Here is a 17,167-nt window from a genome sequence, read left to right as displayed (position 1 = left end):
TTTTTTTGTCTTGTTTTCTTTGGTGTTTTCTTCCTTTCTTTAAAAAAAACCCCCCTGTTCGCCGCCGACCCCTGGCCCCCGGCCGGGGACCAGGGGACGGCTCCTACGTTCGGCCCGTTCAGGGCCGGTGGCTCACTCCGCCAGTTCGGCGAGGACGGCACCGAGCTGGTCGATCGCCCAGACGAGGTCCTCCTCGGAGATGACGATCGGCGGGGCGAGACGGACGGTCGAGCCGTGCGTGTCCTTGGCCAGGACGCCATGGGCCATGAGCGCCTTGGAGACCTCGCGCCCGCTGGCCAGGGACGGGTCGATGTCGACGCCCGCCCACAGGCCGCGTCCGCGGACGGTGACCACGCCCTGGCCGATCAGGCCGCGCAGCCTCTCGTGCATGACCTCGCCGAGCTCCCTGGCCCGCGCCTGGTACTCGCCGGTGCCGAGCATCTCGATGACCGCGTTCGCGACCGCGCAGGCGAGGGGGTTGCCGCCGAAGGTGGAGCCGTGCTGCCCCGGCCTGATCACACCGAGCACGTCCTCGTTCGCGGTGATCGCCGAGACCGGGACGACGCCGCCGCCCAGGGCCTTGCCCAGCACGTAGATGTCGGGGACGACGCCCTCGTGGTCGCAGGCGAAGGTGTCGCCGGTGCGGCCCAGACCCGACTGGATCTCGTCGGCGATCATCAGGATGTTCTCCGCGGTGCACAGCTCGCGGACCTGGGTGAGGTACCCGTCCGGCGGGACCAGCACGCCGGCCTCGCCCTGGATGGGCTCCAGCAGCACCGCGACGGTGTTGGCGTCGATGGCCTCGTGGATCGCCTCGACGGAGCCGTACTTTACGATCTTGAAGCCGGGAGTGTACGGGCCGAAGCCGTCGTGGGCGTCGGGGTCGGTGGAGAAGCTGACGATCGTGGTGGTGCGACCGTGGAAGTTGTCCTCCATCACGATGATGTTGGCCTGCTCGGCGGCCACCCCCTTGACCTCGTAGCCCCACTTGCGGGCCACCTTGATCGCGGTCTCCACGGCCTCGGCGCCGGTGTTCATCGGCAGGACCATGTCCTTGCCGGTGAGGTCGCCCAGCCCGGCGGCGAAGGTGGCGAACTGGTCGTGAAAGAAGGCCCGGCTGGTCAGGGTGAGCCTGGACAGCTGCTCCTGGGCCGCTGTGATGATCTTCGGGTTGCCGTGCCCGAAGTTCAGCGAGGAGTAGCCGGACAGGCAGTCCAGGAACCGCCTGCCCTCCACGTCGACCACCCAGGCGCCCTGCGCCTCGGATATCACGACGGGCAGGGGATGGTAGTTGTGAGCGCTGCGGCGCTCGCTGAGCTCGATGAAGTCGTTCGTGCTGGTCATTCGGTATCCGCCCCTCCTTGGTCCGTGGCCGTTTCGCCCGGCACTATCCCCTGATCTCCAGAGTGCAGCACTTCGGACCGCCCCCGGCCTTGCGGAGCTCCGACAGGTCCACGGGGATGACCTCGAAGCCCCGGCGCTTGAGCTCCAGCTGGAGGTTGGCGGCCTCGACGTTGATCACCACGTTGGTGCCGTCGCTGACCGCGTTGAGGCCCAGCACGGCGGCGTCGTCCTCACTCGCGATGATGGCGTCGGGGAAGAGGGTGCGGAGCACCTCCTGGCTTCCAGGGGAGAAAGCCCCTGGGAAGTATGCCACGTTGTGTCCGTTTAGCGGGAAGAGGGCGGTGTCCAGGTGGTAGAACCGCGGATCCACCAGCTGCAGGGTGACCACCGGTCGGCCGAGGAACTCCTGGGCCTCCTTGTGGGCGGTGATGTCGGTGCGGAAGCCGGTGCCGGCCAGCACCAGGTGGTCGAGGGTGAGGAAGTCCCCCTCGCCCTCGTTGGTGAAGGTCGCCTCGCGGACCCGCTGGTAGCCGTTGTCGACGAACCAGTCCAGGTAGGCGGGGCCCTCGGCCGCCCGCTGCGGGTGGGTGAACCGCGCGCCGTACACGCGGCCGCCGACCACCAGCGCCCCGTTGGCGGCGAAGACCATGTCCGGCAGGCCCTCCACCGGGTCGATGAGGCTGACGCGGTGACCGAGCTCCTGGTAGGCGCTCCTGAGCGTCTCCCACTGCCTGATCGCCACCTCACGGTCGGCTCCGGCCTCGGGATGCATCCACGGGTTGATCGCGTACTCAACCGCGAAGTGGTCGGGCCGACACATGAGGTAGTGCCTCGTCATGAATAACCCCGTATCGAAGGTCGTGAGTGAAATGCCGGCCCAGTGGCGGCGACATCAGCCTAGGAAACGGTGTTCTCGCAGGCCAAGAGCTTGCTCTTGCGTTCTGGCGCGGGTTTCTTGCGCGCTTCAGGCGATGAACGGTGATTCGTTGTGCGGGGCGACGAACGGTTCGCCGCGCGAGGTCATGAGCGGTGCCTCGATCAGCCGGGAGAGCACGATGGAGCTCTTGGTCCGCACCACGAACGGCTCCGAGGCGATGCGCTCGATCACCCTCTCCACGTGCCGCACATCGGTGGCCCTGACGTGCAGCAGCGCGTCGGCCTCGCCGGTGATGGTGCACGCCGAGACCACCTCGGGATGGCGGCCGATGGCCACTCCGATCTCCGACGGCGAGGTCTTCCCCGCGCAGAACAGCTCCACGTAGGCCTCGGTGGTCCAGCCGAGCGCCGCGGGCTCCACCCTGGCGGTGAACCCGGTGATGGCGCCGGTCTCGCGCAGCCGGTCCACCCGGCGTTTCACCGCCGACGCCGACAGGCCCACCCGCTGTCCGATCTCCGCGTATGTGGCTCGGGCGTCCTCGACGAGCGCCCCGATGATGTCGCGATCCAGCCTGTCCAGTTCCACGCTGACCTGTATATCGCTTCGGGTCCGTCCGGGCTCACGGCGAGTGGTGGCGACCCGCGGTCACCCCCGGTCACCCGCGGTGAATCCGTGTCGCCGCGTGCCCGGTCCTGCTGATGAATGGAAATGCCGCCGGACAGGTGACCTGTCCGGCGGCATCCGCCAGGTGTGCGGTTTCCGGTCAGGTCTGCTCGGCCTCGCCGCTGGCCTGCTCCTGGGCCTCCTCGGGGGAGGCCTCCAGGTCGTCGCCCGCCTGGGCGAGCGCCGTCTGCTTGTCCAGGCCGACCCAGCTCGTCACGCTCTCGACGGCGAACAGCACACCGAGGTAGACGGTGAGCGCGGCCAGCACCCAGGTCAGCACGCCCAGCGCGGCGCCGGCGCCGATCAGCAGCAGCCTGAGCTCCCAGCCCAGGCCGGCCCGGAAGACCCAGGGGGCCGGCCAGATGCTCTGCCGCGTCCGGTACACCGTGTCGTAGGTGTGGTAGCCGATCACGTAGATCAGCACGTACAGCAGCCACTTGGGCGCGTCGGCCGCCAGGCCGATCAGGATGATCGTGAGGAACTCGGCCCCGCGGATCAGCGGTGGCGCCAGCCAGTCGAGCTTGCCGAGATGGTCGCGGGCCGCGGTGGGCAGCACCAGGACGATCATGATCAGCACCGGGACGAGCAGGATCGGCCCGTCCACCAGCATCCCGGTCACCGCCATCGCGATGGTCGCCAGCAGCGCGGCGAGCGTGGCGGGCACCGGGGGCAGCCCGGGTCCGACCTTGTCACGCAGCAGCGTCACCAGCGGGCCGTCGTCGCGGTAGGCGAGCAGCCGCGCGGTCTGGACGCGCAGCCGCTCCTCGTACGGGTCCGGAGCGGGGATGGTCTGTGGCTGGGTGATCATGCGAGAGACCTCATCAGGCGTCCGGTGAGCGAGTAGGCGGCGCCGATGCCACCCCAGATGATCAGTGTCAGGAAGGTGATCCTGGCGTCGAACAGGGCGCTGACGATCGCGATGGCGGCGAAGCGCTCACCGATGGGGAACACGATCATCTTGCGGGCCCAGTGCACGGCCCGGAACCTGCCGGCCCTGCCCCACAGCTTCAGCAGGTTGCGGATCCCGCCGGCCTGGGCGACCCTGCGCTGCTCCAGCGCCTGGCGAAGGCCGGTGTCGGCGCTGACCGACAGCGGCACCGAGGGCAGCGGCGACGGGGGCTTGCGCCGGTTCGCCGCGCCGTAGGAGAAGTCGAGCAGGTGCTTGATGGACTGCACGCCGAGCGCGATCAGCGCCAGCGTCCACACGTCGCCCACACCTGAGACCGCCGCGCCGACCGCCAGACCGGCGAAGACCACGTACTCCTTGAACCGGTCGAAGGTCGCGTCCAGCCACGCCCCGAGCACGCCGAACTTGCGGGCGTACCGCGCCACCTGGCCGTCCACGCAGTCGAACACGAACGCGAAGTAGATCAGCACACCGCCCGCGACCATCCCGGCCCGCTCGCCGGTGGCGAAGCAGAGCGCCGCGGCCACACCCAGCGCGATCGAGATCAGCGTGACCTGGTTGGGGGTCAGTCCCCGCCTGGCCGCCCAGCGGGCGATGAACCGGGAGTAGGTGCTGACGAAATAGGTGGTGAAGAAACCGTCGGCGCCCTTCACCGCGTTGTTCAGCCTGGCCCGGTCCTCGTTGAACGTGGCCATCTCCGCCGGCGCCTCGGTGGCCTGCTCGGGAGTGGACACCCGGCGGTAGAACAGGTCCCGGCGGCCGCGGACGCCGACCGAGACGCCCTTGCGGACCAGGCCCAGGACCAGCAGCTGGACCAGGTCGTCGTCGGGGCCCAGCAGGTGGGCCATGTCGGCCAGCTCGCGGGCGGCCTCGGCGAGGACGGGCGCGTGCTTGTGGTGCAGGTGCAGCGGGCCGAGCAGGACCGCGTTGGGCCTGGTCACCGCGTGGAAGGCCGAGCCCACCGAGATGATGCGGGACTTGCGGGCGCGTACCCGGACGGGCAGGTCCTCCAGCCTCCGGTCGCCGATCTCCGGCTGCGCCTCGTCGATCGGGACGTCGGGGACGATGGCGTCGCCGTTCTCGTCCTCCTCCCGCGGCTCCCTGACGATCAGCGCGAGCGCCCCGCGCTTCGACTTGGTGATCTGGTAGATCAGCTCGTCGTGGATCAGCGAGTTGGCGGGCAGGATGAGCAGGTTCTCGGTGGCGTCCTCGACCGCGTCGGCCAGGGCGCGCAGGTCACCGGCCAGGTCGGAGGTCTCGACGAGCCTGCCGGGGAAGCCGCGGTAGGCGGCGGCCTCGCTCGATCGGGCGATCGTCACCGGCTCGGAGTCGAGCGAGGCGAGCTGGCCGTGCAGCTTGCCGATCACCGTGGGGCAGCCGGCAAGCGCGGGCAGGGTCAACGCGGCGGGCGGCGTCGCCTGGCCGGTAGCGGCATCGGGGCCGGGCGATGAGCCCAGCAGGACCACGCGGGGCATGGCACCCTTTCGTGCGGAGACGGGTGTGAGGCGGTGTAGCGGAGGATACGTTGCGTCAGGGGCCAAAGTTTAGTGAGTTTTGGGCGAACAACACGCACCAGTGATCTATCCGTGTCGTTTGATCATGGTTGCACCTCTGCCAAGTGAACCGTCCCGCGCCCCCACTACACTGTGCGGGTGAGTCTGTACCGTGATGACGGCATCGTGCTGCGCACCCACAAGCTGGGCGAGGCCGATCGCATCGTCACGGTCCTGACCCGGCGGATGGGCAAGATCCGGGGGGTCGCCAAGGGCGTCCGGCGCACGACATCACGATTTGGCAGCCGGCTCGAACCGTTCACCCATGTCGATCTCCAGCTGCACACCGGCCGCACCCTCGACGTGATCACCCAGGCCGAGACCATCCAGCCGTACGGCCGGCCGCTCGTCGCGGACTATCCGCGCTACACGGCGGGAACCGCGATGCTGGAGACCGCCGACCGTCTGATCATGGGAGAGAAGGAGCCGGCCCTTCGCCAGTTCCTGCTGCTGGTCGGCGGCCTGCGCACGCTCGGTTCCGGCACCCACGAGGCCAGGCTCGTCCTGGACGCCTACTTCCTGCGCTCTCTCGCGGTCGCCGGTTACGCCCCCGCCCTGGAGGCCTGCGCCCGCTGCAAGGCGGTCTCGGTGCGGGCCTTCGCCATCGTGGCCGGCGGCGTGGTGTGCGGGGCCTGCCGTCCCGCGGGCGCGGCGGTGCCCGAGGGGGAGACCCTGGCCCTGATGGTCGCGCTCCTCAAGGGGGACTGGCCCACCGCCGACGCCTCGGGGCCCAGGCACCGGGCCGAGTGCAGCGGTCTGGTCGCCGCGTACCTCCAGTGGCACCTGGAACACGGCATACGCTCTCTTCGACACGTAGAAAGGGAGCTCGCCACGTGAACGTCCGCCCGCCCGTCCCGCACCCCTCCGGCGCAACCCCGCCCCCGATCCCGCGCGACCTCGTGCCGCGGCACGTGGCGATCGTGATGGACGGCAACGGCCGGTGGGCCAAGCAGCGGGGCCTGCCCCGTACCGAGGGGCACAAGGCGGGTGAGGCGTCGCTCTTCGACGTGATCGAGGGCGCGATCGAGCTCGGCATCCCCTACCTGTCGGCCTACGCCTTCTCCACGGAGAACTGGAAGCGCTCCCCTGACGAGGTCCGCTTCCTGATGGGTTTCAACCGCGACGTCATCCGCCGCCGCAGGGATCAGCTCCACGCGATGGGCGTGCGGGTCCGCTGGGCGGGCCGCCCCGGACGGCTGTGGCGGAGCGTCATCCAGGAGCTGCGCGACGCCGAGCAGATGACCGAGGGCAACTCCAAGCTGACCCTGCAGTTCTGCGTCAACTACGGCGGCCGTGCCGAGATCGTGGACGCCGCCCTGCGCCTGGCGCAGGACATCGCCGAGGGGAAGGTCAAGCCGGGCAGGGTGAAGGAGGAGACCTTCGCCCGCTACCTGGACGAGCCGCAGATCCCCGACGTCGACCTGTTCGTGCGCTCCTCCGGCGAGCAGCGCATCTCCAACTTCCTGATCTGGCAGACGGCGTACGCCGAGATGGTCTTCCTCAACCGTCTCTGGCCCGACTTCGACCGCCGTGATCTGTGGGAGGCCTGCGAGACGTACGCCAAGCGCGACAGGAGGTACGGCGGAGCCGTGCCGAACGTGGTCGCGGAATAACGGCGTGTCCCGGGCGCCCTCGACGCGCCGCCAGGTGCGCCCGGCCGAACGCGGAGAGTGACGTCAGGCCCGGCGTCGCGCGCGATAGGCGGCCACGTGCATCCGGTTCCCGCAGGTGCGGCTGTCACAGTAGACCCGCGAGCGGTTGCGGGACTCGTCCACGAAGACGTGGTCGCAGTCCGGTGCCGAGCAGGTGCGCAGGCGCTCCCACTCGTCCTCGACGAGCAGGTGGGCCAGGGCGACCCCGATGTCGGCCGCCAGGTGCTCGTGGAGTGAGGCGTCCGGCGCGAAGTAGTGGACGTGCAGGGGGTGGCCGTCGTGCTCCGCCAGGCGCGGGGTGATGCGGGTCCCGCTCAGCAAGGTGTTGAGCCGGATGACCGCGGTGGGCTGGTCCGGGGCGGTGAAGACCTTGTGGAAGGCCTCGCGCAGGGCGCGCACCTGGGCCAGGTCAGCGGCGTCCAGTTCACCGATCCCGCTGACCTCCCAGCGTGCCACGAAGTCGCCGAGCTCCCGCAGATCGGTGAGGGTGTCCTCGCCTCCGGTGGAGGGGGAGGTGTTGACCAGGTCGACCGCGGTGGCGAGTGAGTGCACCATGTCATGTCCGAATGGCATGTTGACTCCTGTAGGAAGCGGTTACAGCGTGGGCTCGCGGTGGCTTGCCGTGTCGGAAGCGTATCTCTCCGGTGGACCTTCGTGCCTTCTCTCTCGCGCTCACATCGCGATGGCGCGCCATGTGAGCGCCCGGCGGGCGTGATCTTCAGCGGCGCTGCGTCCGGTGCGCCCCGCCGCGTGCGCCGTGTCGCCCGGTGCGGTGCTCAGGGCGCGGATCGGCCACCCGGGACCCGGCCCGCCGGGGGATCCCGGCGGGCTCAGGTGCGGCTCGGCGTACGGGCCGGTTTGGCGGCTGTGGAGCAGACGGTGCAGGTCCCGAAGATCTCCAGGGTGTGGGTGATCTCGGTGAACCCGTGCTCGGAGCCGATGGCCTCGGCCCAGCGCTCCACCGCGGGTCCGGCCACCTCCACCGTACGGCCGCAGGTGCGGCAGACCAGGTGGTGGTGGTGGTCGCCGCTGGCGCACGCCCGGTAGACCGACTCGCCGTCGTCGGTTCTCAGCACGTCGACGTGACCGGTGTCGGCGAGCGCCTGGAGCGCCCGGTAGACGGTGGTCAGTCCGATCTTGGCGCCTTCCGCGCGCATCTCCGCGTAGACGTCCTGCGCGCTGCGGAAACCCTCGCTCTGACGGAGGACCGCGTGGACGGCGTCACGCCTGTTGCTCATGGGCTGGACTCCTGAGGTCGACTTCGGCGTATGAATCTACCGAGCCCGAGGGCGAGGACGAACCCCGTGAGAGCAACGATCACGATGACCGCGCCCGGCGGGACCTCGACGTAGAAGGAGGAGGTCAGGCCGCCGACCGTGGAGATCATCCCGAAAAGCATGGAAAGCAGCATCGTGCTCGTGAAACCCCGGGTGAGCTGCTGGCTGGTCGCCACCGGCACCACCATCAGCGCGCTGACCAGAAGCAGTCCCACCACGCGCATGGCGATGACCACGGTCAGCGCGGCGGTCACGGCGATCAGCAGGCTGAGGAAGCGGACCGGCAGGCCGCTGGCCCTGGCGACCTCCTCGTCCTGGCAGAGCACGTAGAGCTCCCGCCCGAAGACGGCCAGCACGCCGAGGACCGCCGCCGCCAGCAGGCCGATCACCCACACGTCCTCGACGGGAACGCTGCTGATCGAGCCGAACAGGTAGGACGTCAAGGTGGCGTTGCTACCGCCCGGGGCCAGCGAGATGAGCAGCACGCCCCCGGCGATGCCGCCGTAGAACAGCAGCGCGAGTGCCACGTCACCGCTGGTCCTGCCGCGCGCGCGGACCAGTTCGATGGCCACGGCGCCGAGCACGGAGACCAGCACGGCGGTCAGCACCGGGGCGGTCCCGGTCAGGAAGCCCAGGGCCACGCCGGTCAGCGCGACGTGCCCGATGCCGTCGCCCAGCAGGGCCAGGCGGCGCTGGACCATGAACGTGCCGATGGCGGGCGCGACCAGGCCGACGAGGAGGGCGGCGATCAGCGCCCGCCGCATGAAGTCGAACTGCAGAAGCTCGATCACGACGTGGGTCTCCAGTCGAGCGGGCTCACCGGCTCCTCCTCGGCATGCGGGTGCACGTGGTCGTGGCCGGGCAGCGCGTGGGCGCCGACGGCGTGGGGCGGCGGGCCGTCGTGGCAGACGTACCCGTCCCGCAGCACCACCGCGCGGGTGATCAGAGGTTCCAGCGGGCCGAGCTCGTGCGCGACCAGCAGGACCGTCTTGCCCTGCTCCACGAGCACGGACAGGGTCTCGGCGAGGAGCTTCTGGCTCTCGGAGTCGACGCCGGCGGTGGGTTCGTCCATGACGAAGGTGTCGGGCTCCCCGGCGAGGGCGCGGGCGATCAGCACCCGCTGCTGCTGGCCGCCGGACAGGGCCTGCACCGGGTCGGCGGCACGATGGGCCAGGCCGACGGCGGCCAGCGCCCGGCCTGTCGCCTCCCGGTCGGCCGCGCTGGTCGGCCGCAGGCGCCGCTGCCTGGCGATCCGTCCCGAGGCGACGACCTCGCGGATCGTGGTCGGCACGCCGCCGCCCACCGAGAGCCGCTGGGGCACGTAGCCGATCCGCCACCACTCACGGAACCGGGCGGGAGGCCTGCCGTACAGCAGGGTCTCGCCGCCGGACAGGGGGATGAGGCCGAGCAGGGCGCGGATGAGGGTGGACTTCCCCGACCCGTTCGCGCCGAGCACGGCCACCGCCTCGCCGGGCTCGACGGACAGGTCGATCCCGCGGAGCACCGGGCGGCGGTCCAGGTTGACCTGGCCGCCGCTCATGGTGAAAACCGTTTTGCTGGATGTCACGTGTGGCCCTTACGAGCAGCTGAGCGCAGATTGGAGGACTTCAAGGTTCCGGCGCATGGCGGACGGGTAGTCGCCGTTCGCCGGCTGGCTTTCGACCGGGTCGAGGACCGCGGTCTTCGCACCGACCTCCTGGGCGAGAACCTCGGCGACCTTGGGGCTGACGAGGGTCTCGGTGAAAATCGTAGTCACTTTCTCCTGCTTGGCCACTTTTGCCACTTCAGCGAGGCGGGCGGGAGAGGGATCGGCCTCGGGATCGATTCCGCTGATGCCGACCTGGTGGAGCCGGTAGCGGTTGGCGAGATAGCCGAACGCGGCGTGGCTGGTGACGATCGTGCGTGCGGAGCAGGTGGCCAGGCCCTTGGCCAGCTCGCCGTCCAGGGCGGTGAGGCCGGCCGCGGTTTCGGCGGCCCGCTCCCGGTAGCCCTGCGCGTGCGCGGGGTCGGCGGCGGCGAGCCTCTCGCCGAGCCGGGTGGCGACCGTCGCGAAGCGGGCCGGGTCGAGCCAGAGGTGGGGGTCGTAGTCGATCTCCTCGTGGCCGTGCTCCTCCTCGCCTTCGTGGCCCTCCTCCCCGGCCGAGGGCAGGGTCGGGACCGAGGAGGCCACCTCGAAGCTCCGGTCGGCGGCGTGCTGTTCGACCGCCTCGTCCACGGCGGGCTGGATGCCCTTGATGTAGACGACGAGCCTCGTCTCCTGCAACCCGGCCACCTGGAGCGGGGACAGCTCCAGGTCGTGTGGCTCGACGCCGGGCTTGGTCAGGCCGGTGACTGTCACGTCGGGGCCGCCGACCTGCTCGGCGAGCCACTGCAGGGGATACATGGCCGCGGTGACGACGGGCTTGTTCGCCGCGGAGACGCCTGACGCCCCCCCGGGCGATTCACCGGCCGAGCCGATTTCGGCGCCGCAGGCGGTGGTGGCGACAAAGGCGGCGGCCACGACCAGGCTCGCGTTACGTATGCGGATACGTCGGGAGGACTCGGACATCATGTCATCCAGTATGCGCGCAAATGAAAATGGTTGTCAAAATCACCTGCGGGCTCGATGATCACCGGCCCGGCGGACGGGGGCGGTCTCCGCGTCAGCCCGGTCGTCCCCGGTGCGACGGCTTCACGCGCGGGGTGCCCGCGACGTACGGGCGCCGCGGAGCCCGGGAGCGCGGCGAGGGCCGGGCGGCGTCAGAAGGCGCCGAAGCGGTCGGCGGCGAGCAGGATCAGGAAGGTGAGCAGCGCGACGCGCAGCAGACGGCCCCCGGTCCCCAGGGACGGCCACGACATGTAGGCGAGCCAGCCGACGAACCCGATCACCGGAAGCACGGCGATGCCACCCCAGAAGGAGGCCACCGCGAAGCCGGTCAACAGGAGGATCACCAGCACCACCGGGGCGATCCAGCGGGGGAGCTGGAACAGGAAGACCAGCGGGGCCGCGCTGCGCCGCTCGGCCCCGCGCCGCAGCCCGGTCGCCCCCGGTGTGAAGAACTGCTCGCCCGCGGGCAGCGGACGCCCGCCTCGCGGGCGTCGGGGCTGTGCCAGCGGATGTGCGGGGCGTTTCCCGTGCTTGTCGGCCACAGGCCGAGCCTAACGCCACAGCCCCCGCCGCGACACGCCCCGATGCCCGGTACGACACCGCGGCTCTCGCCCCGCCCGGTACGGGGCCGGAGGCGGGCTCTGGCATGCTGGGCGGATGCTCGCTCTCATCCGTTATTCGGTGCCGCCCGGCCAGACCGAGGAGTTCCTGGCCCGGGCCCACGAGATCGTCGACACGCTGGCCGGGCAGCCGGGTTACCTGCGCGGCAGGGTGTCGAGATCGGTGGACGAGCCGGAGCTGTGGGCGCTGGTCAGCGAGTGGGAGGGCGCCGGGTTCTACCGCAGGGCGCTGGGCGCGGCGCGGATGGCGATGTATCCGCTGATGACGCTCATGATCAACGAGCCGAGCGCGTTCGAGGACGTCGACCGTCCCTGAGATTCCGCGGAAGCTTTGCCGGAGTGAGGCGGGCATCATGGTTTATCCGCACGTCCCGAGGGTCCGTCTCCCCTAAGCTGGATGTTCAATCAATTCCTCGCCGACCTCCAGCCGGATGGAGATTTTCCCTTATGGCACGCCGTACGGACATCATGGACACCATCGTCAGCCTCGCCAAGCGGCGCGGTCTTGTGTATCCCTCCAGCGAGATCTACGGCGGCCTGCGCGCGTCGTGGGACTACGGTCCACTGGGCGTGGAGCTCAAGAACAACGTGAAGCGGCAGTGGTGGAAGACCGTGGTGCAGGGCCGTGACGACGTGGTCGGTCTCGACTCCTGTGTGATTCTGGCCCGCGAGGTGTGGCAGGCCAGCGGTCACGTGGACACCTTCACCGACCCGCTGACCGAGTGCCAGGCGTGTCACAAGCGCTACCGCGCCGACCACCTCGAAGAGGCGTACAGCGAGAAACACGGGAAGGACCCCGTCAACGGCCTGGCCGACATCACCTGCCCCAACTGCGGTAACAAGGGCTCCTTCACTCAGCCCAAGCAGTTCAGCGGCCTGCTGAAGACCTACCTCGGCGCGGTCGAGGACGAGTCGGGCCTCGCCTACCTGCGGCCGGAGACCGCCCAGGGCATCTTCATCAACTACCTCAACGTGCAGCAGTCGGCGCGCAGGAAGATCCCGTTCGGTATCGGCCAGATCGGCAAGTCGTTCCGTAACGAGATCACCCCGGGCAACTTCATCTTCCGTACCCGTGAGTTCGAGCAGATGGAGATGGAGTTCTTCGTCAAGCCGGGCAGCGACGAGGAATGGCACCAGTACTGGATCGACGAGCGCTTCCGCTGGTACACCGACCTGGGTATCAACCCCGACAACCTGCGCATCTACGAGCACCCGCAGGAGAAGCTGTCGCACTACTCCAAGAGGACCGTCGACATCGAGTACCGCTTCAACTTCACCGGCAGTGAGTGGGGCGAGCTCGAGGGCATCGCCAACCGCACGGACTTCGACCTGACCGCGCACGGCAAGGCCTCCGGCACCGACCTCAGCTTCTTCGAGCAGGACACCGGCGAGCGCTACGTCCCGTACGTGATCGAGCCGGCCGCCGGTGTCGACCGCGCCACGCTCACCTTCCTGATCGACGCCTACACCGAGGACGAGGCGCCCAACGCCAAGGGCGTCATGGAGAAGCGCACGGTCATGCGGCTCGACCACCGGCTCGCGCCGGTCAAGGTCGCGGTGCTCCCGCTGTCGCGCAACGCCGATCTGTCGCCCAAGGCCAAGGACCTGGCCGCCCAGCTCCGCCGCCGGTGGAACGTCGAGTTCGACGACGCGGGCGCGATCGGCCGCCGCTACCGCCGCCAGGACGAGATCGGCACGCCGTTCTGCATCACCGTCGACTTCGACACTCTCGACGACCAGGCGGTGACCATCCGCGAGCGTGACTCGATGGCCCAGAAGCGGGTGGCCCTCGACCAGGTCGAGTCCTACCTCCGCCAGCACCTCAACGACTGAGGAAAGGCCCGCCCCGCGACGACACGGGAGCGGCGGGGGCGGGGACGGTGGTGGCAGCCGGGTTTCGGGCCGTGCACGATCTAGGTTCGTACCATGCGACTGCTCGTTGTCGAGGATGAGGAAGACCTGGTCGAAGCCCTGCGGGTGGGGTTCGTCCGGGCTGGTTACGCGGTCTGCGTCGCCCGGGATACGGCGCAGGCCGCCGAGAGGCTGCAGGCCGACCCGTACGACGTGGTCCTGCTCGACCTCGACCTGTCCGGCCGTGACGGCTTCGAGCTGTGCCGCGCGCTGCGGCGGACCGCCCACGGCCGGACCGCGCGGATCATCATGGTGACCGCGCGGGACCGGCTGGACGGCCGGCTTCTCGGGCTGGACGAGGGGCCCGACGACTACCTGGTCAAACCGTTCGCCTTTCCCGAACTGCTGGCCAGGGTGCGCGCGCTGCCGCACCGGGAGCAGGGCGACGACACCGCGATCTTGCAGGTGGGGGACCTGCGGCTGGACATCTCCAGGGCCGAGGCCCGAGCGCGGGGACGGGAGCTGGGGCTCACCCCGAAGGAGTTCGGCGTGCTGCGCTACCTGATGGCCCGCTGCGGGCACGTGGTCTCGGCGGAGGAACTGCTCGAGCACGTCTGGGGCGAGCACGCCGACCCCTTCACCAACACCGTGCGGGTGACGGTGGGCAATCTGCGGCGCAAGCTCGGCGCCGAGGGTGTGATCGAGACCGTGATCAGTAGGGGGTACCGGCTGCGGGAGGGCTCCTGAGGCCGTTCCCCGGGGCTCTGTGTGAAAAGCCCGATTTATGTGGCGGTGTAGCTGTGAGAGGGATCCTGAGGCGGCTCCCCCCCTACCACAGTTCTGTGTGAAAATCCCGAGTCATGCGGCGGTGTAGTTGATGCCCGGCCGGTCGCCGAGCCCGCCGTGAACGGCGTTGGAGCCAGAGAAATTGGTTTACACCAATTGGTCGGAGTCGGTTTCTGAGGTGATCAATATCATCGCGTATTTGGCCCAGATTTGAATTGGATTAGACCGGTTCACCTGCTCTGAGCTGGGACAATGCAGTGTTGCCTGATGGGTGCCGTTTCGTCGTCTTGTTCGTCGGTAGAGTCCGCAGGGAGGCGGAATCAGACGCCGGTTTTGAAGTCGAAGAAGGAGCAACCGTGCCCAAGTACGTTTACGACTTCACCGAGGGCAACAAAGATCTCAAAGGTCTTCTCGGAGGTAAGGGGGCAAACCTTGCGGAGATGACCAATCTCGGGTTGCCGGTTCCCCCCGGCTTCACCATCACCACCGAGGCCTGCCGGAACTTCCTGCGGGACGGGGTCATTCCCGAGGGAATGCGGGAGGAGGTCTCCGCGCACCTGGCCGCGCTGGAGGCCAAGATGGGGCGCCGACTGGGCCAGGCCGACGACCCACTCCTGGTGAGCGTGCGCTCGGGGGCCGCGTTCTCCATGCCCGGCATGATGGAGACCGTTCTCAACATCGGTCTGAACGACGAATCGGTCCACGGACTGGCCAAGCAGGCGAGTGGCAACGAGCGTTTCGCCTGGGACTCCTACCGGCGCCTCATCCAGATGTTCGGCAAGACCGTCCAGGGCATCGACGGTGAGCTCTTCGACGAGGCCCTGGAGGAGCTCAAGGCCGGCCGCCACGACCTGGAGCTGGAGGCGGCCGACTTCCGGCGCCTGGTCGCGACCTACAAGGACATCGTCCGTGCCCAGACCGGCGAGGACTTCCCCGCGGACCCCCACCGGCAGATGAGCATGGCGGTGGAGGCCGTGTTCAAGTCGTGGAACGCCCCGCGAGCCGTCCTCTACCGCCGTCAGGAACGCATCCCGGCCGACCTGGGCACTGCGGTCAGCGTCTGTTCGATGGTCTTCGGCAACTGCGGCATGGACTCCGGAACCGGTGTGGCCTTCACCCGCGACCCCGGCTCGGGGCAGCAGGGCGTCTACGGCGACTACCTGCAGAACGCCCAGGGCGAGGACGTGGTCGCGGGCATCCGCAACACCATGCCGCTGCAGGAGCTGGAGAGCCTCGACAAGGCCGTCTACGACGAGCTCATGCGGATCATGGAGACGCTGGAGAACCACTACCGGGACCTGTGCGACATCGAGTTCACCGTCGAGCGCGGCAGGCTCTGGATGCTCCAGACCCGGGTGGGAAAGCGGACCGCGGGCGCGGCCTTCCGTATCGCCGTGCAGCTCGCCGACCAGGGTCTGATCAACCTCGACGAGGCCGTGACCCGGGTGACCGGCCACCAGCTCGCCCAGCTCATGTTCCCCCGCTTCGCCGCCGACTCCGGCGGCGAGGTGATCGCCAAGGGGATGAACGCCTCGCCGGGCGCGGCCGTCGGCAAGGCCGTCTTCTCCACCGAGCGGGCCGTCGAGCTCGCCACGCGGGGAGAGGCGGTCATCCTGGTCCGCAGGGAGACCAACCCCGACGACCTGGCCGGGATGATCGCCGCCCAGGGCGTCCTGACGAGCCGCGGCGGCAAGACCTCGCACGCCGCCGTGGTCGCCAGGGGCATGGGCAAGACCTGCGTCTGCGGGGCCGAGGAACTGGAGGTCTCGGTCAAGGACCGCAGGTTCACCACGCCTTCCGGCGTCATGGTCTCCGAGGGTGACGTCATCTCCATCGACGGCACCAGCGGGACCGTCTACCTCGGTGAGGTGCCCGTGGTCCCCTCTCCGATCGTGGAGTACTTCGAGGGGGTGGGCGACCAGGACGACGAGCTCGTCGGCGCCGTGCACCGGATCATGTCCCACGCCGACGAGGTACGCCGGATGGCCGTGCGCGCCAACGCCGACAACGCCGAGGACTCCGCCAGGGCGCGCAGGTTCGGTGCCCAGGGCATCGGGCTCTGCCGTACCGAGCACATGTTCCTCGGCGAGCGTCGCAGCCTGGTCGAGGACCTGGTGCTGGCCACCTCCGAGGCGGGGCGTGAGCGGGCACTGGCCGCGCTGGAGCCGCTGCAGAGGGCGGACTTCACGGGGATCTTCCAGGCGATGGAGGGGCTGCCCGTCACGATCCGCCTGATCGACCCGCCGCTCCACGAGTTCCTGCCCGACTTCACCGAGCTGTCGGTGAAGGTCGCCCTCGCGGGCGACGGGGCGGAGAAGAAGGACCGCGAGCTGCTGGCCGCGCTCAAGCGGCTCCACGAGCAGAACCCGATGCTGGGCCTGCGCGGTGTCCGGCTCGGCCTGGTCATCCCCGGCGTGTTCGCCATGCAGGTCCGGGCGATCGCGGCGGCGGCCAAGGCCGTGCCCGGCAGCCGCGCGGAGATCATGATTCCGCTCGTGGCCGCGGTCCAGGAACTGGAGCACGTCAAGGACGAGGCGCGGAAGATCCTTGCCGAGGCCGGGGTCGAGGCGCTGATCGGCACGATGATCGAGGTGCCGCGCGCGGCGCTGACCGCCGGCCAGATCGCCGAGGCCGCCCAGTTCTTCTCCTTCGGTACCAACGACCTGACCCAGATGACCTGGGGTTTCTCTCGCGACGACGTCGAGGCCGCGTTCTTCTCCAAGTACTTCGAGCTTGGCGTCTTCGGTGTCTCCCCGTTCGAGACCCTGGACCGTGACGGCGTCGGCAGGCTCGTCGGCATCGCCGCGGAGGAGGGCCGCAAGGTCCGGCCCGACCTGAAGCTGGGCATCTGCGGCGAGCACGGCGGAGACCCCGACTCGATCCACTTCTGCCACCAGATGGGTCTGGACTACGTGTCCTGCTCGCCGTTCCGTGTCCCGGTCGCCCGGCTGGAGGCCGCTCGCGCCACCCTGGCCCGCGCCGGATCCGACACTCGCTGACCTCCGGATCTCACCCGGAACTTCGCGGGTGTGTCGCCTCCGGCACCGCCG

17 protein-coding genes are annotated in these 17,167 nt (G+C 69.4%); 6 read left to right on the top strand and 11 right to left on the bottom strand.

Annotation, left to right across the window (positions count from 1 at the left end; all coding sequences use genetic code 11):
* Positions 1-132 precede the first annotated feature (132 nt).
* From rocD to ABZU75_RS39845, 5 genes are all read right to left on the bottom strand, one after another.
* A complete protein-coding gene (gene rocD / locus ABZU75_RS39865) occupies positions 133-1,344 on the bottom strand; it encodes an ornithine--oxo-acid transaminase (RefSeq protein ID WP_355566453.1) in 1,212 nt (403 codons plus the stop codon).
* Between the two features lie 43 nt (positions 1,345-1,387).
* Entirely contained in the window at positions 1,388-2,182 is a 795-nt protein-coding gene (ddaH, locus tag ABZU75_RS39860; RefSeq protein WP_355566450.1) for a dimethylargininase, read from the bottom strand.
* A gap of 126 nt (positions 2,183-2,308) precedes the next feature.
* Positions 2,309-2,806 (bottom strand): Lrp/AsnC family transcriptional regulator, encoded by a 498-nt coding sequence (locus ABZU75_RS39855; RefSeq protein WP_350913324.1) that lies wholly within the window; start codon positions 2,804-2,806, stop codon positions 2,309-2,311.
* A gap of 178 nt (positions 2,807-2,984) precedes the next feature.
* Positions 2,985-3,692, bottom strand: coding sequence for a DUF5941 domain-containing protein (locus tag ABZU75_RS39850; RefSeq protein WP_355566446.1), 708 nt, complete (start codon positions 3,690-3,692; stop codon positions 2,985-2,987).
* Positions 3,689-5,266 carry a CDP-alcohol phosphatidyltransferase family protein gene (locus ABZU75_RS39845; RefSeq protein WP_355566443.1) on the bottom strand — a complete coding sequence of 526 codons (1,578 nt, stop codon included), beginning with the start codon at positions 5,264-5,266 and terminating at the stop codon, positions 3,689-3,691. Before ABZU75_RS39845 ends, ABZU75_RS39850 begins: the two co-directional genes overlap by 4 nt.
* A 177-nt stretch (positions 5,267-5,443) precedes the next feature.
* Here ABZU75_RS39845 and recO point away from each other — a divergent pair, with 177 nt between their 5' ends.
* Both recO and ABZU75_RS39835 read left to right on the top strand, forming a co-directional pair.
* Entirely contained in the window at positions 5,444-6,181 is a 738-nt protein-coding gene (recO, locus tag ABZU75_RS39840; protein WP_355566440.1) for a DNA repair protein RecO, read from the top strand.
* Positions 6,178-6,957 (top strand): isoprenyl transferase, encoded by a 780-nt coding sequence (locus ABZU75_RS39835; RefSeq protein ID WP_355566437.1) that lies wholly within the window; start codon positions 6,178-6,180, stop codon positions 6,955-6,957. The genes recO and ABZU75_RS39835 overlap by 4 nt, the downstream gene beginning before the upstream one ends.
* A gap of 63 nt (positions 6,958-7,020) precedes the next feature.
* Here the strand turns inward: ABZU75_RS39835 and ABZU75_RS39830 are convergent, their stop codons facing one another.
* The 6 genes from ABZU75_RS39830 to ABZU75_RS39805 all read right to left on the bottom strand — a co-directional run bounded on the left by ABZU75_RS39830 (position 7,021) and on the right by ABZU75_RS39805 (position 11,402).
* Entirely contained in the window at positions 7,021-7,569 is a 549-nt protein-coding gene (locus tag ABZU75_RS39830) for a CGNR zinc finger domain-containing protein (protein WP_343978465.1), read from the bottom strand.
* Positions 7,570-7,826: 257 nt separating this feature from the next.
* A complete protein-coding gene (locus ABZU75_RS39825) occupies positions 7,827-8,234 on the bottom strand; it encodes a transcriptional repressor (RefSeq protein ID WP_355566433.1) in 408 nt (135 codons plus the stop codon).
* Entirely contained in the window at positions 8,231-9,064 is an 834-nt protein-coding gene (locus ABZU75_RS39820; RefSeq protein ID WP_355566430.1) for a metal ABC transporter permease, read from the bottom strand. Before ABZU75_RS39820 ends, ABZU75_RS39825 begins: the two co-directional genes overlap by 4 nt.
* Entirely contained in the window at positions 9,061-9,813 is a 753-nt protein-coding gene (locus ABZU75_RS39815) for a metal ABC transporter ATP-binding protein (protein ID WP_355566427.1), read from the bottom strand. The genes ABZU75_RS39820 and ABZU75_RS39815 overlap by 4 nt, the downstream gene beginning before the upstream one ends.
* A 36-nt stretch (positions 9,814-9,849) precedes the next feature.
* Positions 9,850-10,824: a metal ABC transporter substrate-binding protein gene (locus ABZU75_RS39810; protein ID WP_355566424.1), complete on the bottom strand. Its 975-nt coding sequence runs from the start codon at positions 10,822-10,824 to the stop codon at positions 9,850-9,852.
* Between the two features lie 188 nt (positions 10,825-11,012).
* Entirely contained in the window at positions 11,013-11,402 is a 390-nt protein-coding gene (locus tag ABZU75_RS39805; protein ID WP_355566421.1) for a DUF6703 family protein, read from the bottom strand.
* A gap of 115 nt (positions 11,403-11,517) precedes the next feature.
* Here ABZU75_RS39805 and ABZU75_RS39800 point away from each other — a divergent pair, with 115 nt between their 5' ends.
* From ABZU75_RS39800 to ppdK, 4 genes are all read left to right on the top strand, one after another.
* Positions 11,518-11,796 (top strand): antibiotic biosynthesis monooxygenase family protein, encoded by a 279-nt coding sequence (locus ABZU75_RS39800; protein ID WP_030903876.1) that lies wholly within the window; start codon positions 11,518-11,520, stop codon positions 11,794-11,796.
* 131 nt (positions 11,797-11,927) lie between these two features.
* The gene (locus ABZU75_RS39795; RefSeq protein ID WP_355566417.1) at positions 11,928-13,313 is read left to right on the top strand and encodes a glycine--tRNA ligase; all 1,386 of its coding nucleotides are present in this window, start codon (positions 11,928-11,930) and stop codon (positions 13,311-13,313) included.
* Positions 13,314-13,406: 93 nt separating this feature from the next.
* Positions 13,407-14,078, top strand: a complete 672-nt coding sequence (locus ABZU75_RS39790) for a response regulator transcription factor (protein WP_355566414.1) — start codon at positions 13,407-13,409, stop codon at positions 14,076-14,078.
* Positions 14,079-14,473: 395 nt separating this feature from the next.
* Positions 14,474-17,116, top strand: coding sequence for a pyruvate, phosphate dikinase (gene ppdK / locus ABZU75_RS39785; RefSeq protein ID WP_355566411.1), 2,643 nt, complete (start codon positions 14,474-14,476; stop codon positions 17,114-17,116).
* Positions 17,117-17,167: the final 51 nt, after the last annotated feature.

This window comes from Streptosporangium sp. NPDC005286 (assembly GCF_040607515.1).
Taxonomy (GTDB): Bacteria; Actinomycetota; Actinomycetes; order Streptosporangiales; family Streptosporangiaceae; genus Streptosporangium.
This window is presented reverse-complemented; position numbering and strand designations above follow the sequence as displayed.